Raw genomic sequence first — 24128 nt, forward strand, 5'->3', positions numbered from 1 at the left:
CCCCAACGCCTTGCGACACCCAATCGTTGCTTCGTACTTGCCCCCAACCCCATGACTGCTATAGAGCCCGCCGACCGGCGGTGTCCCCTGCGGGCGTGGCGGAACTGGTAGACGCGCTGGATTTAGGTTCCAGTATCGAAAGATGTGGGGGTTCGACTCCCTTCGCCCGCACCAGTCCTCGCGGCTGTTGTGTGGTACACCGCAATTCCGATTCCTTTGAGAAAGCGTGAGAATGCAGACTGTCGAGACGTTGAACGAGGGCCTGAAGCGCGCCTTCACGCTGAAGATCACCGCCCAGGACATCGACTCGAAGGTCGATGCCGAGGTCAAGCGGGTCGCTCCGCAGATTCGCATGCCCGGCTTCCGCCCCGGCAAGGTGCCGATCAACCTGGTCCGCAAGATGCACGGCGAGGCGCTGACCCAGGACGCGCTCAACAGCTCGATCCAGGAAGGCATCCAGAAGCTCATCGCCGATCACAAGCTGCGCCCGGCCATGCAGCCGTCGGTCAGCCTCGAGGGCGAATATGCGCCCGGCGGCGACGCGGAAGTGAAGGTCGAGCTGGAAGTGCTTCCCGACGTCCCGACTCCGTCGATCGAAGGCCTGAAGCTCGAGCGCCTGACCGTGCCGGTGCAGGATTCGGAAGTGCAGGAGCAGCTGAAGCAGCTCGCCGACCAGCAGAAGCGCTGGGAAGACGCGGCCGAGGGCCATGCCGCGACCACGGGTGACCAGGTCGTCATGGACTTCGCCGGCAAGGTCGACGGCGTCGCCTTCGAGGGCGGCACCGGCGAGGGCATGGCCGTCGAGCTCGGCTCGGGCCGCCTGATCCCGGGCTTCGAGGAACAGCTCGAAGGCGTGAAGGTCGGCGACGAGAAGCAGCTCAACGTCACCTTCCCGGAAGATTACGGCGCCAAGGATCTGGCCGGCAAGGCCGCGACCTTCGACGTCAAGATCACCGCGGTGCAGACTGCCGGTGAGACCAAGATCGACGACGACATGGCGAAGGCGTTCGGCCTCCAGGATCTGGAGCAGCTGACCGGCCTGCTGAAGGGCCAGATCGAGCAGCAGCTCAACGGCCTGACCCGCACCCACATGAAGCGCAAGCTGCTCGACCAGCTCGCCGCCGGCCACGATTTCCCGGTCCCGCCGTCGATGGTGGAAGCCGAGTTCGACCAGATCTGGCACCAACTCGTCCACGAGACCGAGCATGAGGAAGATCCCGCCGCGGCCCTGGCCGAGCTGGAAGGCGAGCGCGACGAATATCGTGCGATCGCCGAGCGTCGCGTGCGCCTGGGCCTGCTGCTCAGCGAGATCGGCACCGCCAATGGCGTCGAAGTGACCGCGCAGGAAATGAACCGCCTGATCGCGCAGGCCGCGCAGCAGTACGGCCCGCAGGATCGCCAGCGCTTCATCCAGTATGTCCAGCAGGAGCCGATGGCGGCTGCCCAGCTGCGCGCGCCGCTGTTCGAGGACAAGGTCGTCGACTTCCTGTTCGACAAGGCCGAGATCACCGACCGCGAAGTGACCAAGGAAGAGCTGGAAGCCGCGATCGAGAGCGACGACGGCTTCTCGTCGGGCACCCACGTCCACGACCACGACAACCACAAGCCGAAGAAGAAGGCCGCCAAGAAGGCCGATGCTTCGGACGAGGCCGGTGAAGAAAAGCCCGCCAAGAAGCCGGCGGCCAAGAAGGCCAAGGCCGAGGAGGCTCCGGCCGCCGAGGGTGATGCCGAGCCGGTGAAGAAGCCGGCGGCCAAGAAGGCCGCGAAGGCGGAAGGCGAGGGCGAAGACGCCGCGCCGAAGCCGAAGAAGGCAGCGGCCAAGAAGAAGGCCGACGCCGAGTGATTTGAAAGGGGCCGGGACGAAAGTTCCGGCCCTTTTTCTTTCTAATCCCCCTCCCGCTTGCGGGAGGGATCAGGGGAGGGTGCGTGAGGGTCGCGAGCGAGATGTTCGGGGTGCGCCTCTAACCTTCAGCCGCGCTTCTTCACGCTTCGCCCTTGCCTCCAGCTCTCACCCTCTCCCGTCCCCTCCCGCAAGCGGGAGGGGGGGCAGGTGGGCGGCGGTAGGGACAAGCCTCAGCGTAGCGCGACGATCAGCGTGGTAACCGCCTTGGGTTCCGCCAGCGCCTCTGCCGAGACTGCCGCGGCATCGCGGCTCGCGTCGGTGACGAACCGCTCGACCACCCGCGCCCCCGGCACGCCGATGGTCAGCCGCCGCGGCACCACGCCGCCATTGACGTGGACCAGCACCAGCCGCGTGCCGTCCGGCGAGACCGCGCCGACCGTGTCTTCATCGTCCACCGGCACCAGCCGATAGCCCGGCCGGATGTACCGGCTGAACTGCGCCATCGCCCAATATTTGCGCGTGACGTGGATCGGATGCTCGGCGCTCGCCGGCGTGTAGGCCATCTTGACGATGCCCCAGTTGCTGCCGCCGGCGCTGCCGTCGCCCTTGTCGCTGCTCTGGCGCTCCACCGCCTGCCAGAACACCCAGGCGACCGGCTCCAGCCGCTTGAGATCGTGGACGACATGCTCGGCGAAGGCGAGTGGGCTCGCCATGCCGTCGAAGCTTTCCGGATCCTTGTCGAGCGGGGTGTCGTTCTCGCTCATCCACAGGCGGATGCCGTGCGCCCGGGCGATGTCGCGCACCGCGGTCTGGTGGACGGTGCCGTAGCTGTGGACGTTGAGCTGGCCGATCCGCGCACGCGTCGCCACCGGATAGCCCTCCCAGTCGCGCACGAAGAGGTGGGAGTTGGTCTCGTCGGGCGCGGCGATCACCGTCTTCAGGCCATGCGCCTTGAGCGCGCGGTCCGAGGCGTCGATCATCATCGCCTGGCGCGCAGGGCTCCAGTGCGCGCCTTCCTGGGTGTTCTTGGCAAACCAATAGTCGGTATTCGGCTCGTTGACCGGCGACAGCGTGCGGAAGGTGATGCCGTGGGCCCGTTGCAGCCTGTCCACCACGATCGCCAGATACTCGGCGAAGTGCGCTTCCTGGCCGGGGCTGAGATTGTCGTCGGTACCCTTCTCGGCGCCCGAGACCTTGCCGCTGACGGTCATGAACCAGGGCGGCGAGTTGGAGAAGGCCTCGAAGATCGGCGTCTTCACCCGGCGCTTGATCGCATCCAGCCACCAGCGCTGGTTGGCGTCGGCCGACCAGTCCCACATCGCCGGATCGGCCGGGTTCCACCAGTCGGTGCCGGTCGCGCCTGCCGGACGGCGCCAGAAGCCCGGCACGTCGGCGCCGGGGCGCAGATAGGGCTTGGTCTCGGGCGCGTCGCCGCCGCCGATATTGTAGCGGGCGATCGTCCAGCCGAGCCCTTGCGGGCCGTAGAACAGGTCGGCGAGCTTCTCGCGCACCGGATCGGGATAGCCGCCGGTGACGTGCGCGAACCAGGCAAGCGCGGTGCCCCAGCCCTCGAAGGGCTGGCCGGGGTGCTGGAGATCGGGTCGCAGCGTCAGCGTCACCGTCGGCTCGGCGGCAGGGGGCGGGAGGCTGGTCTGGGCGAACGCGGCGGGGGAGGCTGCCAGCAGCAGCGACAGGGTGAGCGTGCGGATCATGCGGGGATCACGCGGTAAAGGGCGGCACCATGGGGCGGCAGCGTGCGGGCGAGGCGGAGCGGGCTCGGCCCTTCGTCCTTGCCCTCCCACAGGTTGCGCACCTGCGCTCTGCCCGACAGGCCGAGCAGCCGCAGGTCGAACGCTGCCTCGCCCGGCTTGTCGCCGGTGTTGAACAGCGCGACATAATGCCCGCCCTTGGCCGCGCGAGCGGTCCAGACGCGGCGGTCGTCGGCAACGAACCAGGGGCGATTGTCGCTGCTCGCCTGATTGACCGCGATCACCTCGCGATTGGTGAGCAGCGCGCGGGTAGGGGCGTCCAGGTGGCGCAGGTCGCCGCCCATGATCAGCGGCGAGCGTGCGATCGACCACAGCGTCATCAGCGTCCGCTGCTCGTCGGGGGTGAACTTGGTGTCGCGCTGGCCGAGCGCGAGGCGGCCGAGCGGCAGCATGTCGGCATCGGGCCAGGCACCGGGGCGGGCATAGTGGCTCCAGTTCTCCAACCGGGTGAACTGGGCCTCGAGCAGCTTCCAGTCGTCCCAGAAATCGTCCGAGATGCGCCACATCTGTGCATGGGCCGCGACATGCTCCGCGCGCGGTACCGGGGTTTCGCCGGGCGAGAGGCTCAGCAGGATCGGGCGGCCGGTTGCCTTGATCGCCTTGGCCGCGGCCTCGATCTCCGGCGCGTGCGCGTCATAGGGCCGGCTCATGTCGTCCATCTTGACGAAGTCGACGCCCCACGAGGCGAGCAGCGCGAAAACGCTGTCATAATAGGCCTGGGCGCCGGGCTTGCGCATGTCGACGCCGTACATATCCGGGTTCCACGGGCAGATGCTCGCGGTGTCAGCAATGTCGGCCGCGCGGATGCCGCTGATGCCGAGCACCGGCAGGTTGCGCTCCACCGCCAGCCGGGGGATTCCGCGCATCAGGTGCACGCCGAACTTCATGCCGAGCGCGTGGACCTTGGCAGCGATCGGCGCGAAACCCTTGCCGTTCGCGGCCGAGGGGAAGCGGTTGGGCGCGGGTAGCAGGCGGCCGTGGCCGTCCAGCGTCGGCACCGGCTTTGCGTTATAGGTGTAGCTGCTCGCCTCGGGCTCGTACCACTGGATGTCGATGGTGAAGACGTCGTAGCCGAAGGGAAGCAGCTCGCGCGCCTGGATCGCGGCGGTCTCCAGCGCCTGCGCCTCGGTGATCGTCGTGGCGAAGCTGTTCCAGCTGTTCCAGCCCATCGGCGGCGTGGGGGCAAGCAGCGGCGCCTTTGCCGCGGCGCCGGCTCGGGGAGCTGCTGCAAGGCCTCCTATAAGGGCCGCGCTCTTGAGCACGCTGCGCCGGCCGATCTCCCCATGGCGTTCGCTCGTATCAGGCATCGGCGTCTCCTCGTTGTTTTGTCTGACTATAAGTGCACCGAGGATGACGTCAACGCTTGCCGGTTACCCTTTCAGCGACGATTCCGTGTCTTCCTGCGCCTGGAGAATCAGCGTGATCGTCGCGGCGCGCGCAGCCGCCGGATCGCCGTCGGTGATTGCTGCGAACAGGTCCCGGTGCAGCGGGATCGAATCGCGAAGCTGCTTCGCCTTGCGGTGCTTGAACAGCGTGGTCGCGCGCACCGCTGCGCCGATGCTGCCCGACAGGCTGATCAGCAGATCATTGGCGGTCGCCTCCAGAATGATGTTGTGGAACTGCTGGTCCGCAGCCTGCCCCTCGGGGCTCGACAAGCCGGACTCCTCCATCACTTCCATCGCATGGCCCAGCCGGCCGACATGCCGGCTCGAGCGCAGGCGCGCCGCCAGCTCGGCGGCAGCAGGTTCCACGATCATACGGAGTTGAAACAAACTTTCGACGAACGTCATTGGCGGTTCGCCTTCGAACATCCAGGCGAGCAGGTCCGGATCGAGCAGGTTCCAGTCCGCCCGCGCGCGGACCCGCGTGCCCGCCTTGGGCCGGCTCTCGATCAGTCCCTTCGCCGCGAGCATGCGCAGCGCCTCGCGCACGACGCTGCGCGACACGCCGCGCGATTCGGCAAGATCGAGTTCGCCCGGCAGAATTGCGCCCGGCAAATATCGGCCGGTCGCGATCGCTACCCCGATCTCGCGTGCAATCGATTGGTGCGCAGGGTTGCGCTTTCGCTGTTCCATCAATGGTTTGCCCCCGTGTGGTGAGGCGATTTTGAAGCCAGTTCAGACGCTGCGCCAGCCCAAATCACACCGCGCGAAAAGCACTTGTCTTACAAATACGACAGGATATGTTGTCAGACAACTGGCCGCCACCGCACGGAGATGCGGCATTTCGGGTCAGCGGATTTGGGGAGGTTTGTCATGAGAATGCACCATCGTACTTCGTTGCTCGGCGTCTCGGCGCTCGCGCTGGCAATTGCCGGCGGGGTCGCGCCGGCCTTTGCCCAGCAGGACGGCGCGCCGGCGGGCGGCAGCGGAGACGATATCGTCGTCACCGGCGTGCGCGAGAGCCTGCGCTCGGCCGCGGCGCTGAAGCGCAACGCCGATCAGATCGTCGATTCGGTGCAGGCGCAGGACATCGGCAAGCTACCCGACGCCAACACCACCGAGGCGCTGCAGCGCATCACCGGCGTGCAGATCCAGCGCCGCTACGGCGAAGGCGCCACCGATTTCGACCACCGCACCCAGCCGGCGATCACCGTGCGCGGCCTTACCCAGGTGCAGAATTTCCTCGACGGCCGTGCGGTCTATTCGGCCTCGGGCGGGCGTGCGTTCGACCTCGAAGGCGTGCCGCCGGAACTGCTCTCGGGCATCGACGTCTACAAGAACGCGCCTGCCAACATCATTGAAGGCGGCGTCGGCGGCGCGGTCAACCTGCGCACCCGCAAGCCGTTCGACTCCCTTGGCCAGGTGATCAGCGCCACGATCCGCGGCAATTATTACGACCGCATCGACAAGCCGGGCTATGCCGTGTCGGGCCTGTACAGCAACCGCTTCCAGGCCGGCGAGGGTGAGATCGGCGTGCTGATCAACGCGGTCTATTCGAAGAGCCGCTACCGCCAGGACGGCCTGCTGATCGGTCCGTTCGCGGAAGCGCAGCCCGGATCGATCGCGGGGGCGCCGGCCAACGCGCAGATCCCCTATGGCCCGGAAATCTATGACGACAGCGGCGATCGCAAGCGGCTGGGCGTCGCCGGCGCGATCCAGTGGAAGCCGAGCGACGCACTGCTGGTCACCGCGCAGGCACAGGTAACCAAATATTGGTTCAATCGCACCGGCGCCTATTTCTACGATTATAACAATCGTTCGAACGTCTACGGCCCGGATAACAAGGTTATCTCGTATGGCACGGCGCCGGCGCCCGGTGCAGCCTTCACCTTCAACAACGAAGGCTATGCAACCAGCGGCACGCTATATCCGCAAACGTTCGAAACCGGTCGCTATGACCAGCAGCTGTGGAGCGGCAGTAAGAACTTCACGCTCAATGCGGCATGGAAGCCGACAGAGCGGCTGAAGGTCAATCTCGATGCGCAGTATCTGACCTCGTATTATAACGCCGATCGCAACGGCCATGTCTTGTCGCTCTACAACCGCTCGGGGCAGGACGCCCTTAGCGCGCCGCATCCGGTCAGTGTCGACTTCGACTTGCGCGGCAAATACCCGCGATGGGATGTGCGCGAGCAGGGGGTGCTCAATAACCCGGCCAACTACACCACGCCCTATATCGCGGACTCGCTGCAGCGGAACGATGCCGACACCTGGGCCTTCGCGGGCGACATCGAATATGACGTCGAGGGCGGACTGCTGAAGAAGCTGCGTGCCGGCGCACGCTATGCCGACAACAGCATCGACCTGCGCGGCACCTGGCACGGCGTGTGCGTCACGTCGCTCGGTGCCGATCCGAACTGCGGCGCGCCGACCGGTACGCCCCTCGTGCCGCTCAGCAAGAATCCGCAGCTCTCCATGCCCGGCCCGTCCAAGAACTGGTTTGACGGCAACACGGTGAAGGGTGGCCTGCTCTATCCGGCCTTCCCGGCGGGCGACGGCGTCTGGGCGCAGACCAAGGCGCTGTACGCGCTGCTCGGCGCGCAGACCCAGGACAGCTTCAAGCCTGGCGATCTCAACAGCCAGACCGAGAAGACCTATACCGGCTGGGCGATCGCCGATTACGGCTTCGAGCTGGGTGGCATCGCGTTCGACGGCGGCGTCGGCGTCCGCGTGGTGAAGACCAAGACGACGTCAATCGGCACCCAGTTCAACAATGACGGCACCTCGGCGCCGATCAGCGTGAGCAAGGACTATACCAAGGCGCTGCCGAGCTTTAACCTTCGCGCCAAGCTGACCGACAGCTTCCAGATGCGCTTCGCCTATTCGAAGGGCCTGGCGCGCCCGAACTTTGACCAGCTTTCCACCAACCTCACGCTCAACAACCCGAACCAGATCAACCCGGCCACCGGCCATCCCAGCGCCAGCTCGGGTAATCCGCAGCTGAATCCGATCCGCTCGGACAATTTCGACGTGACCGCGGAATGGTACTTCGCGCCGACCGGCTCGTTGACCGGTGGGCTCTTCTACAAGAAGGTCAACGGTTTCCTGGCAAGCGGTATCGTCACCGGCGTGTTCAACGGCACGACCTACGACATTACCACGCAGGTGAATTCGGGTACCGGCACGGTGAAGGGCGTAGAGATTGGCTACAACCAGTTCTTTGACTTCCTGCCGGGACCGCTGAGCGGACTTGGGCTCCAGGCCAACTATACCTATGTCGACTCCAGTGTGACCAACCCCTTTGCCTTGGCAGGCAAAAACGTGTCGCAGCAGCTGCCGCTGGAGAAGCTGTCGAAGCACAGCTACAATATCGTCGGCCTGTACGAGAAGGGCCCGGTCACCGCGCGCGTGGCGTGGACCTGGCGGTCGAGCTATCTCGACCAGACCCAGGGCAGCGGCGCCAACGGCATCCCGCAATATGCCGCGCCCTACGCGTCGCTGGACGCTTCGGTGAGCGTGAACCTGACCAAGCAGGTGGCGATCTCGGCCGACGTGGTGAACCTCAACAACCGGATGAACCGGATCTACATCGGTACGCCGGCCGCGCCGCTGCGCTACGAGCTCAACGACCGGCGCTTCGGCCTGTCGCTGCGCGCGACCTATTGACCCTGTGGGCCGGGGCAGGCGGCTGCTCCTGCCCTCTTTGATCGGAGCATGGCGCGGGGTGACGGCTTTCCACCTTTCGACGTTCAACGGGCGGCGCGCAGCATGAGCGCGCCGCTTTCGCATGTCGCGATCATCGGCGGCGGCACTGCGGGCTGGATGGCGGCGGCGGCGCTCGGCCGGGTGCTCGACACGCGCGCCATCGCCATCACGCTGGTCGAGTCCGAGGCGATCGGCACGGTCGGCGTGGGCGAGGCGACGATCCCGCCGATCCAGGCGTTCAACGCGCTGCTCGGCATCGACGAGGCCGAGTTCCTCCGCGCGACCAAGGGCACGGCCAAGCTCGGCATCGAGTTCGTCGACTGGCGTGCGCAGGGCACGCGCTACTTCCATCCCTTCGGCATCCACGGCATCGATTTCGGCGCGATCCCGTTCGAGGCGCTGTGGCAGCGCGCGCGGCTTGCGGGCGAGGCGGCGCCGCTGGAGGCCTATTCGATCTGCGCGGCGGCGGCGCGGCTGGGCAGGTTCCAGCGACCGGCGACCAGCGGCAACAACCCGCTCACCCATCTCGGCTATGCCTATCATTTCGATGCGGGGCTCTATGCGGGCTTCCTGCGCGGAAAGGCCGAGCAATGGGGCGTGCGGCGGCAGGAAGGCCGGATCGTCACGGTCGAGCGGGGCGAGAATGGCGCGATCGCCGGCGTGGTGCTGGAGGATGGCACGCGGATCGCCGCCGACTTCTACATCGATTGTTCGGGCTTCCGTTCGCTGCTGCTCGGCGAGACGCTGGGCGTGGCGTTCGAGGATTGGGCGCAGTGGCTGCCCAACGACCGCGCCATCGCGGTGCCGTGCACGCTGGGCCCGGAGGGCAGCTCGCCCTTCACCCGTTCCACCGCACGGGAGGCGGGGTGGCAGTGGCGCATCCCGCTCCAGCACCGCGTCGGCAACGGGCTGGTCTATGCGAGCGCGCATTGCTCGGATGCCGAGGCCGAGGCACAGCTGCTCGACAGCCTCGAGGGCACGCCGCTCGCCGAACCCCGGCTGCTGCGCTTCCAAGCCGGGCGTCGCGCGCGCTTCTGGGAGAAGAACTGCGTCGCGCTCGGCCTCGCCAGCGGCTTTCTCGAACCGCTCGAATCGACGAGCATCCATCTCGTCCAGGCGGGCATCGCGCGGTTGCTGGAGATGCTGCCGGTCGGCGGCGGCACGCCCGCCGACATCCGCCGCTACAACCGGCTGATGGCGACCGAGTTCGAGACGATCCGCGACTTCCTCATCCTCCACTTCCACGCCACCGCGCGCGACGACACCGACTATTGGCGGCACCTGCGCACCATGGAGCTGCCCGACACGCTGGCCGATCGCATCGCCATCTACCGGGCCAGCGGCCGGCTCTATCGCGAGGCGGACGAGCTGTTCTCCAAGACCAGCTGGCTGGCGGTGCTGCACGGGCAGGGGATCGACCCCAGCGGTTACGATCCGATCGCCGACGGCATGCCGCGCGAGGAGGCGGCGGCGCGGCTGGCCCGGATCGCCGAGGTGACGGCGCTGGCGGCCTCGCGCATGCCGACGCACGAGGCTTTCCTGCAGGAGAGCGGGGCGCTGCAACGATAAATTACACGGAAATTACTCCGAGAAATTTGACCGAAACAATCAGCCTTTGCAGTATGCACTCATGGGGCGGGAGGAATCAGCGTGAACAAGTTCGGGTTGCTGGCGGCGGTGGGGACGGTTGCGCTCGCCTCCGGCATGGGAATGGCGCAGGACGGGCCGAAGATCGGCGACGCGCCGCAGGTCCAGCCGGTGCAGGTCGATCCGCGCCGCCCCGATTGGGAGAACCCGGCGGTGTTCGCGCGCGGCAAGATGCCGGCCAGCGCCACGCACTTTCCGTACGAGAGCCGCGCCGCCGCGCTGGCGGGCGACCCCGCCAAGTCGAGCCGCTACCTGCTGCTCGACGGCCAATGGTCGTTCCATTTCTCGCCCTCGTCGGACGCGGTGCCGAACGGCTTCGAGAAGCCCGACTATGACGTCGCCAAGTGGAAGCGCATCAAGGTTCCCGCCGACTGGCAGGCCGAGGGCTATGACCAGGCGCGGTACAACAACATCACCTATCCCTTCCCGGCCAACCGCCCGCTGATCCCGCACGCGACCAACCCGGTCGGCTCCTATCGCCGCGATGTGCAGCTGCCGGCGAACTGGTCGGGGCAGGACGTCATCCTGCACATCGGCGCGGCGGGTTCGGCCTATCAGGTGTGGGTGAACGGGGTCGAGGCGGGGTATTCGCAGGACTCGAAGCTGCCTTCCGAGTTTGACGTGACCAAGCTGGTCCATGCCGGCCGCAACACCATCGCGATCCAGATCCATCGTTGGTCCGATGGTAGCTATCTGGAAGACCAGGATTTCTGGCGTGTCTCGGGCATCGAGCGATCGGTCTATCTGGCGGCGGCACCCAAGGCGCGCGTGGCGGACCTGTTCGTCCATGCCGGGCTTGACGCCGCCTACAAGGACGGCAAGCTCTCGACCGAGCTGACGCTGACCGATCGCACCGCGCCGCTCACCGCGCGGATGACGCTGCTCGATGGCGACACGCAGGTGCTGGTCCGCGAGACGCAGCTTCCCGCCGGTGCGGCGCAGAAGGTGACGCTCGCCGCCGATGTGCCCGGCGTGCGCCCCTGGACTGCCGAGACGCCCAATCTCTACACACTGCTCGTCGAGCTGGTCGATGCCGAGGGCAAGGTCGTGCAGGCGACCCCGCAGTGGATCGGCTTCCGCACCGTCGAGATCCGCAATGGGCTGGTCAGCGTCAACGGCAAGCCGATCACCATCCGCGGCGTCAACCGCCACGAACATGATCCGGAGACCTTCCACGTCGTCAGCCGCGCGTCGATGGAGCACGACATCCAGCTGATGAAGCGGGCGAACATCAACGCGATCCGCACCTCGCACTATCCGAACGACCCGTATCTGTACGAGCTCGCCGATCGCTACGGCCTCTATGTGATGGACGAGGCGAACATCGAGAGCCACGCGTACATGGACTATGCCAACAAGCATGGCGAACGCCGCTCGCAACTCCAGGTGGGATTCGATCCGGCGTGGAAGGACGCACACGTCTCCCGCGTGGTCAACATGGTCCAGCGCGACAAGAACCACCCCTCGGTGATCTTCTGGTCGCTGGGCAATGAGGCCGGCATCGGGCCGAACTTCGAGGCGGCGGCCGCAGCGGCGAAGGCGGTCGATCCGGGCCGGCTGGTCTCCTATCTCGGCTGGGGTACCTGGGACGGTATCCAGGACCACCGGCCCAACTATTATGCCGACATCTACGCGCCGATGTACGATCCGGCGGTGAAGCTGGAGGATTACGCCACCAACTGGAACTTCAAGCAGCCGGTGATCCAGTGCGAATATGCCCATATGATGGGCAATTCGGGCGGCAATCTGAAGGAATATTGGGACACCATCTACGCCCACCCGAACAAGCTGCAGGGCGGCTTCGCCTGGGACTGGGTCGACCAGTCGATGTACCGCTATACCAAGGACGGGCGGCGCTATTGGGGCGATGGCGGCGAATATGGCCCGAACCCCGGCGGCGACATCGAGTTCGGCGACGGTCTGCTCCAGTCGGACCGTACGCCCAACCCGCAGCTCTACGAGCTCCGCAAGGTCTATGCGCCGATCCAGTTCGACGGCTTCGATGCCGCGGGCGGCACGGTGACGGTGCGCAACCGCCACGACTTCCGCGACCTGTCCGGCTTCACCTTCGACTGGGAAGTGCAGGAGAATGGCGTTGCGGTGGCGAGCGGCGCGCTGGCCACGCCCGACGTGGCGGCGCACGGCGCGGGCACCATCGCGCTGCCGCTGGCGGGCATCCCCCGCAAGCCCGGTGCCGAGTATTTCGTCACGATCCGCGCCCGTGCCAAGCCGGATGCCGTGCCGCTGGTGCCGGGCGGGACGGTGATCGGCTGGGAGCAGTTCGCGCTCGATCCGGCCTATCGCACGGCCGAGGTCGCCGCGCCCAGGGGCAAGGTGACGACGCAGGACGGGCAGGGGGCGATCACCCTCTCCGCCGGCGGCGCCACGCTGGTGGTGGACCGCGCGACCGGACTGGTCGATCGCTATGCCGCGAGGGGCAAGACGCTGCTCAGCGGCGGCGCACCGCATTTCTGGCGCGCGGTGACCGACAACGACATCGGCATCAGCACCGACAAGCAGCTCGCCGCCTGGAAGGGGATGAGCGAGACACGCACCGTATCCTCGGTGCAGGTCCAGGATCTGGGCGAGGACGGCGCCGAGGTGCGCGTCGCCTACACCATGGGCGCGGGCGCGGTGCGCTTCACCAGCGTCTATCGGATGTCCGGGGATGGCTCGGTCGCGGTCGACGGCAGGTTCGAGCCGGTATCCGGCCAGCTGCCGCCGCCGTTCCGCATCGGCCTCGCCTTCACCACGCCGGGCAGCCTCAAGACCGTCGAATGGTATGGCCGGGGCCCGCACGAAAGCTATGTCGACCGCAAGACCTCGGCCCCGATCGGGCTATGGCGCGGCGCGATCGCCGAGCAGAACCATGATTACATCCGCCCGCAGGAGACCGGCAACAAGGTCGATGTCCGCTGGATGGAGCTGATCGGCGGCGGTGCCGGCCTGCGGGTGCAGGGCGATACGCCGCTGATGATGAACGCGCTCGCCTTCCCCTATGCCGATCTCGACCGGCACGAACCCGGCACCTGGAAGAGCACCGACGTGGTGCCCAAGGCCCAGGGCACGCTGCTGATCGATGCCGCGCAATGGGGCGTCGGCGGCGACACCCAGTGGAGCGAGTTCGGCAAGCCGCTCCCCAAATACCGCACCCAGCTGGTGCCCACCTCGATCCATTTCCGCCTAACCCCGTTCGCGGGCGAGGGCACTACCCCAGCCAAGGCGCGCCCGGCGCGCGCGACGGAGAAAGAATGATGCGAAGCCTCATCAGCGCGATCGCGCTCATCGCCGCCATGCCCGCCTTGCCGGCGCTGGCGCAGACCGGCGGCGATGCCGTGACGGTGCATGGCGACAAGGCCGGCCCGAAATATGACAAGCGCCTGTTCGGCCAGTTCGCCGAGCATCTCGGCACCGGCATCTATGGCGGCCTCTATGTCGGCACCGACAGCAAGATCCCGAACGTGAAGGGCTTCCGCCGCGACGTGATCGACGCGCTCAAGGCGATCAAGGTTCCCGTCATCCGCTGGCCGGGCGGCTGCTTCGCCGACGAATATCACTGGCGCGAAGGCGTGGGTCCGAAGTCTAAGCGGCTGGTGAAGGTCAACACCAACTGGGGTGGCGTGACCGAGGACAATGCCGTCGGCACCAACGAGTTCATGGACTTCACCGAGGTGGTGGGCGCCGAGGCCTATGTCTCGGGCAATGTCGGTTCGGCAGCACCTAGCGAGATGGCCGAGTGGGTGGAGTATATGACCTCTCCCACCCAGTCGACCATCGCCAACCAGCGCCGCGCCAATGGCCGGGAGAAGCCGTGGAAGCTGCCGATGTTCGGCATCGGCAACGAGCTGTGGGGCTGCGGCGGCAACATGCATCCGGAATATGCCGCCGATGTGACGCGCCGCTATGCGACCTTCCTCAAGGTCCCCGAGGGGCAGAAGCTGATGAAGATCGCCAGCGGCGCCAACACCGCCGACTATAACTGGACCGAGGTGATGATGCGCAAGGCCGGCGACCAGATCGACGGCATCGGCGTGCATTATTACACGGTTCCGGGCCCGTGGGAGAAGAAGGGTGCCGCCCTCGGCTTCGACGAGGAAAGCTGGGCGCGCACGCTCTCCAAGACGCTCAAGATGGACGAGCTGCTGACCGAGCACGGCAAGATCATGGACAAATATGATCCCGCCAAGCGCGTCGCGCTGCTCGTCGACGAATGGGGTACCTGGTATGATGTGGAGCCGGGCACGAATCCGGGCTTCCTCTACCAGCAGAACAGCCTGCGGGACGCGATGGTCGCGGCGCTCAACTTCAACATCTTCGCGCGCCATGCGGATCGCGTGCGCGGCGCCAACATCGCGCAGATGGTCAACGTGCTCCAGGCGATGCTGCTGACCGACGGCGCCAAGATGGTGAAGACGCCGACCTATTGGGCGTTCGACCTGTACAAGGACTATATGGACGGCACGGTGCTGCCGGTCGACGTGCAGTCCCGCTGGTACAACAAGGACCAGTGGACGATGCGCGCGGTGAGCGCCAGCGCTGTGCGGGGCACGGACGGCGTGGTCCATGTCGGCCTGGTCAATGTCGATCCCAACCAGCCGGCGAGCGTCAGCGTGAAGCTGGAGGGCGTGACCGGCGCGGCGGTGACCGGCAAGCTCCTCACCGGCGCGACGATGGACGCGCATAACGACTTCAAGGCGCCCGACGTCGTGAAGCCGGCGGCATTCACCGGCGCGACGCTTTCGGGCGGTACCCTGACGGTGCAGGTTCCCGCCAAGGCGATCGTGATGCTCGACATCAAGTGAGCAAGGCGGTTCTTCTGATGGTGGCGGCGGGCTTGCTCGCCGCCGCCGACGCCCCGGCCCTGAAGTGGGATACGCCGGGGGACGGCAACCCGCTGCTCCCCGGCTATTTCGCCGATCCGTCGATCGTCCATGACGGCGGCAAATGGTACATCTACGCCACCATCGATCCCTGGGGCGCCGACACGCTGGGGATGTGGACCTCTGCCAACGGCCGGGACTGGACCTTCTCCACACCCGCCTGGCCGACCAAGGCGGCGGCGACCAGCCCGACCTCGGGGGACTCCAAGGTCTGGGCACCCTCGGTCGTGAAGGCCAAGAACGGGCGCTGGTACATGTATGTCTCGGTCGGATCCGAGGTGTGGGTGGGCAGCGCGCCGTCGCCTGCCGGGCCTTGGGCCGATGCGAACGGCGGCAAGCCGCTCATCGCCAAGGATTTCGCCCCCGCCTATCACATGATTGATGCCGAGGCCTTCATCGACGAGGACGGCACGGCCTATCTGTATTGGGGTTCGGGGCTGAACTGGACCAACGGCCACTGCTTCGTCGTCAAGCTGAAGCCCGATATGGTGACCTTCGATGGCGAGCCCAAGGACGTCACCCCCGCTAACTATTTCGAGGGCCCGTTCCTGGTGAAGGCGGGCAAGCACTACGTCCTCACCTATAGCGACGGCAAGACGACCGAGGACACGTACAAGGTGCGGTACGCGATCGGCGACACGCCGTTCGGGCCGTTCCGCGAGGGACCGGACAGCCCGATCCTGTCCACCGATAGGGCCAAGGACGTGATCAGCCCTGGCCATCACGCGATCTTCCGCGTCGACCAGCAGCCCTATATCCTCTATCACCGCCAGTCGCTGCCCTGGCCCCGGCCGGGCGACGATGCGACGCTGCGCCAGATCGCCGTCGATCCGCTGACGATCCATGCCGATGGCACTATCGCGAAGGTCACGCCGAGCCATGGCAGTGCGGTTACCGGCTTTGTCGCCCGCCGCATGCGTGGCCTGCCGGTCACGCTAAAGGGCGCGTCTGCGGATGCGGTACACGGTGCCGAGCGGGCAGGGGACGACAACTACGCGACGCTCTGGCGCCCGGCGCCCGGCACAGCGCCGTTGCTCGTCGCCGATCTCGGCAGGGTACGCACGGTTCGCACGGCCCAGTTGCGCATGGAATATGCCAACCGCCCCTATGACGTGGCGATCGAGGCGTCAGCCGATGGCACGCATTGGCGGAACGTGGCGTCCAAACCCGGCGCCGGCGGCTCGCCGATCACGCTGCCGCTGGCCGTCTCCGCCCGCTATCTCCGCCTGCGCGTGCCTGCGAACGCCGGCGTGTGGGAGTGGCAGCTCTTCTGATCGGCGGTATCGATCAGGGGCGAAACAAAAAATGTTGCGGCGCGAGGCCGTCCCATGCGTTAGGCGGGCGGACAAGCTTTCCAATTCCAAGAGGAGCATGACATGGCCTTCGAACTTCCCGAACTGCCGTACGCCAAGGACGCGCTCGCGCCGCACATGTCGGCCGAGACCTTCGACTTCCACCATGGCAAGCACCACAAGGCCTATGTCGACAACTGCAACAAGCTGGTCGCCGACATCCCCGAACTCCAGGGCAAGAAGCTCACCGAGGTGATCGCCTACGCCAAGGAAAAGGGCAACAAGGGCCTGTTCAACAACAGCTCGCAGATCTGGAACCACAGCTTTTTCTGGCAGTGCCTGACGCCGAACTATGCGGCGCCGACCGGCAAGCTGGCCGAGATGATCACCCGCGACTTCGGCAGCCACGAAGCGCTGCTCGAGAAGCTGAAGGCGGAATCGGTCGGCCACTTCGCCAGCGGCTGGGGCTGGCTGGTGCTCGACGGCGACACGCTGAAGGTCACCTCGTTCCATGACGGCGACTCGCCCGTCGCGCACGGCGTGAAGCCGCTGTTCACGATCGACGTGTGGGAACACGCCTATTACATCGACTATCGCAACGCGCGTCCGTCGTTCGTCGACACCATCCTGACCAAGCTGGTAAACTGGCAATTCGTTGCCCAGAACCTCGACGGCGAAGGCGCGAGCCGCGCCGACCAGCAGGGCTGAGGCCTTGTCAATCCCTCCGCCCGGTATCCGGGCGGGGGGATCAACTTTCCCCGTACAATTCGCGCTGGGCCTTCTCCAGCTCCTCGGCATAGCGGCGGCGCGCATGGCTCTCGGTAATGAGCCCCAGCACCTGCCCGTCGCTCGACAACACCGCCAGATCGTCCGCCACACTCGCGTCGAAGGCTTCGAGCACTTCCGCGATCGTCATGTCGGGAGACAGCGCGCTGTCCACGAACTTCGCCATGCTGCCGATGCGCTCCGCCTGATCCGCGGATGGACTCCATACCGCCGCGGTCTCGGCGATCCCCGCATAATGCCCCTTGCCGTCGAGCAGCACGACCCGTTTGGTTGAGCCCAGCGGGAAGCGCGCGCGGAAGGTCGCGATGTCGGTCTCCGCGGGAATGGTCGCCACGTCGCGGCGCATCATCCGTGCGGCGGTGAGCGCGCGGACCCAGCCCACATCGCGGCCGCTGCGCAGCGTCTCGCCGCGCAGGTGTAGGCGCCAGGTCGAGAAGCTGTAGCCAAACATCTCGCGCACGATCGTGCTGGCGATCAGCGTCGCGGCGATAGTGACGCCCGTAATGCTGAAGTCGTGGGTCACTTCCAGCACCAGCAGCGACATCGTCATGGGCCCGCCGACCACCGCCACCGCCAGCGCCGCCATGCCGACCACCGCCGCATCGTCCGGCGCGAGGTGGTGGAGGCCCGGGACTTCGGCCAGCGTCAGCTGATAGAAGCGCCCGATCAGCGCGCCGAGGAACAGCGAAGCGAAGAACAGCCCGCCGCGAAAGCCGAAGCCGAGCGATACCGCGGAGCCGAGCAGTTTGAGCAGGATCACCAGCCCCAGCGAGGCGAGGGTCGCCGTCGCGGCGAGGTTGATGTCCAGTGCGCCGTGCCCGCTCGACAGCACTTGCGGGGAGAGGAGGGCGAGCGGGATCATCAGCACGCCGCCGATCAGCGGCGCCCAGGCGGGCCGGATCGGGCTGCGGCGGACGCCGGCCTCGACCAGCGCCACCAGCCGCATCAGCGCAATGCCGAAGCCGGCGCAGAGCACGCCGAGCAGCGCATAGAGGAGATAGTCGGCGGTGCCGATCGCATGCGCGCCGCCCGCGCTGATCACATAGGGGTGAATGCCCAGCGTCCGGGCAATGGTCGCGGCGGTCAGCGAGGCGAGCACCACCGGGGCGACGATCGCCGGCGTGTAGGCTCCAAGCACAATCTCAAACGCGTAGAAGGCGCCGGTGAGCGGTGCGCCGAACGCTGCGCCCAGGCCCGCACCGGCCCCCGCCGCCATCAGCGTGCGCAGGTCCGCGCGGCGCAGCTTGAGCCGCTGACCGAGCAGCGAGGCCAGCCCGCCGCCGGCCTGCGCATAGGCGGCCTCCAACCCCACCGAGGCGCCGAAGCCGTTGGAGAGCAAGGTCTGGCCGACCACGGTTGCGGTATCACGCGCAGGAATGCGGCCGCCGTGCAGCGCGTTGGCCTCGACCACGTCGACCGTCTTGCGGCGGCGCAGCAGCCAGAGCGTGCAGCCGAGCAGTGCGCCGCCCACCGGCAGGGCGAGCAGCCGCAGCGGCGCCATATGGCTGGCGGCGCTGAGATGCTCGCCTACCGCGAGCCCGAACAGCAACCGCTGCATGCCGCGCGCGCTCTGCCCGATCGCGATGGCGGCCAGACTGGCGACCGCGCCGACGCCCATCGCCAGCACCAGGAACAGCAGCGTGTTCGAGCGGATCTGCCGGCGCAGTCCGTTCGCCGCGCGCACCGCGTGGAAAGTCGCCGGGTGGCGCGGCAGGCCCATGCGCGATCAGCCTTCCGGCGGGACGGGCGCGTCCTCGGGCTTTTCCAGCTGCAGGCCGTGGCGCAGCAGCATCGGGATATTGGCGATGGCGAAGACCAGGGTCAGCGGGATCACCACCCAGGTCTTGAACGTCACCCAGCGGTCCCAGTCGAGCATGTGGCGCATCACTTCGTTGAGCACGGCCATCGCGACGAAGAACACGGTCCAGTTGATCGTCAGCAGCCGCCAGCCCTTGGCGCTCAGCCCCGGATAGGCGGATTCGAGCATGGTCTGGAGCAGCGGCTTGTTGGTGATCAGGCCGTAGCCGAGGATCACCGCGAACATCGCATAGACGATGGTCGGCTTGACCTGGATGAAGGTCTGGTCGTGATAATAGAGCGTCAGCCCGCCGAACACGAGCACCAGCACGCCCGTGATCCACAGCATCGGCGAGACGTGGCGTGTCTTCCACCAGGAGACCGCGATCGCCACCGCCATCGCGATCATGAAGGCGAGGGTGGCGGTGAAGATGCGCTGGAGCTGGACGCCGGGCGCCAGGCTGTTGACCGCGAAGAACACGATCAGCGGGCCGTAATCCAGCGCCATGCGGAGACCTGCGGAGGCCTTGGGCGGCGGGGCGACATCAGCCATGGGTCAGTTCCTCCACGCCGGCGATGATGCGGGCGACCTCGACCGGGTCGAAGCCGCGCAGGTCGTCGACCTTTTCACCGACGCCGATCGCATGGATCGGCAGGCCGTATTTCTCCGCCGCCGCGACCAGCACGCCGCCGCGCGCGGTGCCGTCAAGCTTGGTCATGACGAGGCCGGTGACGCCCGCGACTTCCTTGAACACCTCGATCTGGTTGAGCGCGTTCTGGCCGGTGGTGGCGTCGAGCACCAGCACCACGTCGTGCGGGGCGGCGGGATTGAGGCGGCCGAGCACGCGGCGGACCTTGGCCAGCTCGTCCATCAGCTCGCGCTTGTTCTGCAGGCGGCCGGCGGTGTCGACGATCAGCACGTCGGTGCCGATCTCGGTCGCGCGCTTCACCGCCTCGAACACGATGCCGGCGGCGTCGCCACCCTCGGCGCCCGCCACGATCGGCACGCCGATCCGCTCCGCCCAGGTCTTGAGCTGGCCGATCGCGGCGGCGCGGAAGGTGTCGCCGGCGGCGACCATCACGCTGTAATCCTGGTCGACCAGCTGCTTGGCGAGCTTGGCGATCGTCGTCGTCTTGCCCGATCCGTTGACGCCGATGACGAGGATCACCTGCGGGCGCGGGAACGCCTCGATCTCGAGCGGCTTGGCGACCGGCTCGAGCACCTTGGCCACTTCCTCGGCGACGATCACGCGGATGCCGAGTTCTTCCAGATTGCGCTCGAACTGCCCTTCGGCGAGCCGCGCGCGGACCTTGGCAGCGGTGGCGGGGCCGAGGTCCGAGGCGATCAGCGCTTCCTCGATCTCGTCCAGCGTCGCCTCGTCCAGCCGGGCGAGCGACAGACCGGCGAGGTTGCCGAGCAGCCGGTCCGACGTCTTGCGAAAGCCGCCGAGCAGCTTTTCATGCCAGCCGGGCCCGCTCATGCGACCAGCTTTCCGTCTTCGACGCGTGCAATCGTCACGTTCACCGTTTCTCCAGTCTGCCGGGGGGCGGTCAGCCGCACCTCGGCGAAATTCTCTGCATGCCCGCGGTCGCCCGGGCGCTCGACCAGCACCTGCTGGCGGCTGCCGACCAGGGCTTCCAGCCAGTGCGTCCGTTGCTCGGCCGCCGCAGCGCGCAGCCGGGCGGCGCGGTCGCGGATGATGGCGGGCGCCACCTGCGGCATGCGCGCGGCGGGCGTGCCGGCGCGCGGGCTATAGGGGAAGATGTGCGCATGCACCACGCCGCAATCGGCGATGAGCGCGAGCGTGTTGGCGAACATTGTCTCGTCTTCGGTCGGAAAACCGGCGATCAGGTCCGCACCGATAGCGATCTCGGGTCGCGCGGCGCGAAGGCGCTCGGCCAGCGCCACCGATTGCGCGCGGCTGTGGCGGCGCTTCATCCGCTTGAGGATCATGTCGTCGCCCGCCTGGAGCGACAAATGGACGTGTGGCATCACGCGCGGCTCCTGGGTGAGCAGCGCGAACAGCCGGTCGTCGACTTCGATCCCGTCCAGCGAGGAAAGTCGCAGCCGTTGGAGGCGGGGGACGTGACGGAGGATGCGCTCCACGAGCGATCCCAGCGTGGGAGCACCCGGCAGATCATGGCCGTAGCTGGTGAGATCGACGCCGGTCAGCACCACTTCGCCATGCGCTTCGGCGAGCATCGCGATCCGATCAATCACCGCACCCGCCGGCACCGACCGGCTGTTCCCGCGTCCGAAGGGGATCGCGCAGAAGGTGCAGCGATGGTCGCAGCCATTCTGCACCTCCACGAACGCTCGCGCATGGGTGGAGAAGCTGGCGGCGAGGTGGGGCGCGGTCTCGCGCACGGCCAGGATGTCCTGCACCTGCACCCTGACCTCGGATGCCCAGGCCTCGGGCCGCAGCTTTTCGGCATTGCCGATCACCCGGTCCACCTCGGGCATCGCCGCAAAGGCAGCCGGATCGATCTGCGCGGCACAGCCGGTGACGACCAGTTCCGCCTCGGGCCGTTCGCGGCGGGCGCGGCGGATCGCCTGGCGGGTCTGCTTCACCGCTTCGTTGGTCACCGCACAGCTGTTCACCACGATCGCGTCTCGCCCGGTCAGCAGCGCACGGATCGACTCACCTTCGGCTAGGTTCAGCCGGCAGCCCATGTTAAGGATGAGAGGCGAGGAGAGGGACATTGGCCAGCGATCTAAGGACGCCGACCGCAGAAGTCCAACACCGGGCGGGCCAGGTACTGGCCTTCTGGTTCGACGCGCTGCTGCCCGAACAATGGTTCCTGAAGTCCGATGGGGTCGATCGCGAGATCGCCGATCTGTTCGGTGACCTGCGCGATCGGGTGCTGGCGAGCGATGCGGCGGGCTGGGACGAGGATCCCGAGACGCTGCTCGCGGCGATCCTCCTGCTCGATCAATTCTCCCGCAACATCTATCGCGGGCAGGCCGAGGCGTTCGCCGGCGACCCGCTGGCACAGCATCTCGCCAGGCTCGCCTTGAAGCGCAGCTGGGACCGGCGCCTGACCAAGGAACAGCGCCAGTTCCTCTACATGCCCTTCGAGCATGCGGAGGATGCCGAGCTCCAGGCGCTCAGCCTGCGCTGCTTCGCCAGCCTCGAAGATGAAGAACTGATGGCCTACGCGCGCGATCATGCCGAGGTCTTCTACCGCTTCGGCCGCTTCCCCGCACGCAACGAAGCGCTGGGGCGCATCTCCACGCCCGACGAGCTCGACTATCTCAGCCAGCCTGGAGCTGGCTGGTAGCATCGCCGCCCTCCAGCCGCGGGCCCGGCTGGAGGATCAGCCGCCGCTCGGCGAGCAGGCGGCGTGCGCCCGCGATCGACAGCGGCTTGCCGTACAGCCAGCCTTGCGCCTTGGCGCAGCCGATCGCACGCAACCGCTCTTCGATCGCGGCGTCTTCCACCCCCTCGGCGGTGATCGGCAGGTTGAGGCTCTCGCCCAGCCGCAGGATGGTGTTGACGATCGCGGCGGAGTCCGCGCTCTGGTTGAGCGAGAGGATGAAGCTCTTGTCGATCTTGATCCGGTCGAACGGCAGGGCGCGAAGATGGGCGAGCGACGAATAGCCGGTGCCGAAATCGTCCAGCGCCAGCCGCACCCCCTGGTTCTTGAGGCTACCGACGATCGACTGGGCCAGCGCGAGATTGTCGAACAGCGCGCTTTCGGTGATCTCCACTTCCAGCCGGTGCGCAGGGAAGCCGGTTTCGGTGAGCACCTTGATGATCTTCTGCGCCAGCCAGGCATCGCGCAACTGCACCGGCGAGATGTTGACCGACAGGCTGAGCCCCGGATCCCAGTCGCGCGCGGCATGGAAGGCCTGCCGCATGATCGACAGCGACAGGTCGCCGATCAGCCCCGCATCCTCGGCCACGGGGATGAATCGGTCGGGCGGGATCATGCCATGGGTCGGATGCTCCCAGCGGGCGAGCACCTCGAAGCCGTGCAGCCGCCCGCAGGCGAGATCGACCTGCTGCTCGAAATAGGGGGTGATCTCCTCGCGCGGTATAGCGACGCGCAGGCCGCTTTCGAGCGCGCTGCGCACCTGCAGCGCGCGCTCCATCGCCGGGTCGAACCAGGCGAAGCGGTTCTTCCCCGCCTTCTGCGCCTGGTGCATCGCGATGTCGGCGGTGCGCAGCAGCGCGTCGATGCTCGGGCAGTCGAAGTCGGAACGGGCGATGCCGAGCGAGCAGCTGATGTGCAGCACATGGCCGTCCACCTCGAAGGGCTGGGCGAGGCGCGTGACGATCCGCTCGGCGATGCGCTCGACGGTTGCCGGTTCGCGCGGATCGAAGGCAAAGGCGCAGGCGAACTCGTCGACGCCCAGCCGACCGGCCAGCGCCATCTGGGGCAGAGCCTGCGCGACTTCCTGCGCCACGGTGCGGATCAGCGCGTCGCCGATCGCGTGGCCGTGCAGATCGTTGATTGCCTTGAAGCGGTCGAGGTCGAACACCAGCATCGCCACCGCGTGGCTGCGGCGGTGCGCGCGGGCGAACATCGCGGCGCCTTCCTCGGTGAGGCTGTTGCGGTGAAGAAAGCCGGTCAGCGGGTCGCGGCTGGCGACGCTCTGTGTGCGCTCGCCGGCGCCGCGACGCGCGGGGCGCGTGGCCAGACGGCGACCACAGAGGAGAATGAGGACGAGGTTGACGGCCTGTACGCCGAGCAGCCAGCCGCCCGGCACGATCTGCTCGACATGGTCGAAGGCAAGTACCGCACCGATCGCGAGTGCGAGCAGCGCGGAGACGACGCACAGCGCGTTGAAGATCGCCGCCACGCGCTCCTGCCGCCGGTTCTGCCGGCCCTGATGCTGCTGCCGCGTCATCGACGCACTACGCCCCTCGTACTAACGAAGCGGCGTTTTCCCATGCAAGGCGTGTAGATCGGGTTAAGTCCGTAGAGGTTGCTTTCTCCCGCCACTGCGGCTAAGAGGACCCACCGTTCCTCCGTGGACGCGAGACATTTGCCACCCCAAGGGGTGACGCCGGCCGACGAGG

16 protein-coding genes and 1 tRNA gene are annotated in these 24128 nt (G+C 67.1%); 9 read left to right on the top strand and 8 right to left on the bottom strand.

Annotated elements, in window-relative coordinates; translation table 11 throughout:
- The first annotated feature begins 89 nt into the window (after positions 1-89).
- A tRNA-Leu gene (locus QZ670_RS03500) sits at positions 90-174 on the top strand.
- A 58-nt stretch (positions 175-232) separates the two neighbouring features.
- Positions 233-1843 (top strand): trigger factor, encoded by a 1611-nt coding sequence (tig, locus tag QZ670_RS03505; protein WP_294252319.1) that lies wholly within the window; start codon positions 233-235, stop codon positions 1841-1843.
- A gap of 230 nt (positions 1844-2073) precedes the next feature.
- Here the strand turns inward: tig and QZ670_RS03510 are convergent, their stop codons facing one another.
- The 3 genes from QZ670_RS03510 to QZ670_RS03520 form a co-directional block, all read right to left on the bottom strand.
- Complete coding sequence (locus QZ670_RS03510; RefSeq protein ID WP_294252321.1) at positions 2074-3555, bottom strand: glycoside hydrolase; 1482 nt, start codon at positions 3553-3555, stop codon at positions 2074-2076.
- A complete protein-coding gene (locus QZ670_RS03515) occupies positions 3552-4919 on the bottom strand; it encodes a glycoside hydrolase family 27 protein (protein ID WP_294252323.1) in 1368 nt (455 codons plus the stop codon). Before QZ670_RS03515 ends, QZ670_RS03510 begins: the two co-directional genes overlap by 4 nt.
- Before the next feature lie 63 nt (positions 4920-4982).
- The gene (locus tag QZ670_RS03520) at positions 4983-5687 is read right to left on the bottom strand and encodes a FadR/GntR family transcriptional regulator (protein WP_294252325.1); all 705 of its coding nucleotides are present in this window, start codon (positions 5685-5687) and stop codon (positions 4983-4985) included.
- 186 nt (positions 5688-5873) lie between these two features.
- On the opposite strand from QZ670_RS03520, the gene QZ670_RS03525 reads away from it, so the two are divergent.
- The 6 genes from QZ670_RS03525 to QZ670_RS03550 all read left to right on the top strand — a co-directional run bounded on the left by QZ670_RS03525 (position 5874) and on the right by QZ670_RS03550 (position 17226).
- Complete coding sequence (locus QZ670_RS03525) at positions 5874-8660, top strand: TonB-dependent receptor (RefSeq protein WP_294252327.1); 2787 nt, start codon at positions 5874-5876, stop codon at positions 8658-8660.
- 102 nt (positions 8661-8762) lie between these two features.
- Positions 8763-10268: a tryptophan halogenase family protein gene (locus QZ670_RS03530; RefSeq protein ID WP_294252329.1), complete on the top strand. Its 1506-nt coding sequence runs from the start codon at positions 8763-8765 to the stop codon at positions 10266-10268.
- 81 nt (positions 10269-10349) lie between these two features.
- Positions 10350-13601: a glycoside hydrolase family 2 TIM barrel-domain containing protein gene (locus QZ670_RS03535; protein WP_294252331.1), complete on the top strand. Its 3252-nt coding sequence runs from the start codon at positions 10350-10352 to the stop codon at positions 13599-13601.
- Positions 13601-15148, top strand: coding sequence for an alpha-L-arabinofuranosidase C-terminal domain-containing protein (locus QZ670_RS03540; RefSeq protein ID WP_294252402.1), 1548 nt, complete (start codon positions 13601-13603; stop codon positions 15146-15148). Before QZ670_RS03535 ends, QZ670_RS03540 begins: the two co-directional genes overlap by 1 nt.
- Entirely contained in the window at positions 15145-16500 is a 1356-nt protein-coding gene (locus QZ670_RS03545; protein ID WP_294252333.1) for a family 43 glycosylhydrolase, read from the top strand. Before QZ670_RS03540 ends, QZ670_RS03545 begins: the two co-directional genes overlap by 4 nt.
- 102 nt (positions 16501-16602) lie before the next feature.
- Positions 16603-17226: a superoxide dismutase gene (locus QZ670_RS03550; RefSeq protein WP_294252335.1), complete on the top strand. Its 624-nt coding sequence runs from the start codon at positions 16603-16605 to the stop codon at positions 17224-17226.
- 40 nt (positions 17227-17266) lie between these two features.
- On the opposite strand, the gene QZ670_RS03555 is transcribed toward QZ670_RS03550, so the two are convergent.
- Genes QZ670_RS03555 through mtaB form a run of 4 tightly spaced genes read right to left on the bottom strand, consistent with a single transcriptional unit; the run spans position 17267 to position 21805 of the window.
- Entirely contained in the window at positions 17267-19024 is a 1758-nt protein-coding gene (locus QZ670_RS03555) for a chloride channel protein (protein ID WP_294252337.1), read from the bottom strand.
- A 6-nt stretch (positions 19025-19030) separates the two neighbouring features.
- Positions 19031-19654: a septation protein A gene (locus tag QZ670_RS03560; RefSeq protein WP_294252339.1), complete on the bottom strand. Its 624-nt coding sequence runs from the start codon at positions 19652-19654 to the stop codon at positions 19031-19033.
- Positions 19647-20582 (bottom strand): signal recognition particle-docking protein FtsY, encoded by a 936-nt coding sequence (gene ftsY / locus QZ670_RS03565; RefSeq protein WP_294252341.1) that lies wholly within the window; start codon positions 20580-20582, stop codon positions 19647-19649. The genes QZ670_RS03560 and ftsY overlap by 8 nt, the downstream gene beginning before the upstream one ends.
- Entirely contained in the window at positions 20579-21805 is a 1227-nt protein-coding gene (mtaB, locus tag QZ670_RS03570) for a tRNA (N(6)-L-threonylcarbamoyladenosine(37)-C(2))-methylthiotransferase MtaB (RefSeq protein WP_294252343.1), read from the bottom strand. The genes ftsY and mtaB overlap by 4 nt, the downstream gene beginning before the upstream one ends.
- Here mtaB and QZ670_RS03575 point away from each other — a divergent pair.
- Positions 21805-22383 (top strand): DUF924 family protein, encoded by a 579-nt coding sequence (locus QZ670_RS03575; RefSeq protein WP_294252345.1) that lies wholly within the window; start codon positions 21805-21807, stop codon positions 22381-22383. The genes mtaB and QZ670_RS03575 overlap by 1 nt on opposite strands.
- Here the strand turns inward: QZ670_RS03575 and QZ670_RS03580 are convergent.
- Positions 22358-23956: an EAL domain-containing protein gene (locus tag QZ670_RS03580; protein WP_294252347.1), complete on the bottom strand. Its 1599-nt coding sequence runs from the start codon at positions 23954-23956 to the stop codon at positions 22358-22360. The genes QZ670_RS03575 and QZ670_RS03580 overlap by 26 nt on opposite strands.
- Positions 23957-24128 lie beyond the last annotated feature (172 nt).

The sequence above is a fragment of the uncultured Sphingomonas sp. genome, from assembly GCF_913774285.1.
GTDB lineage: Bacteria > Pseudomonadota > Alphaproteobacteria > Sphingomonadales > Sphingomonadaceae > Sphingomonas.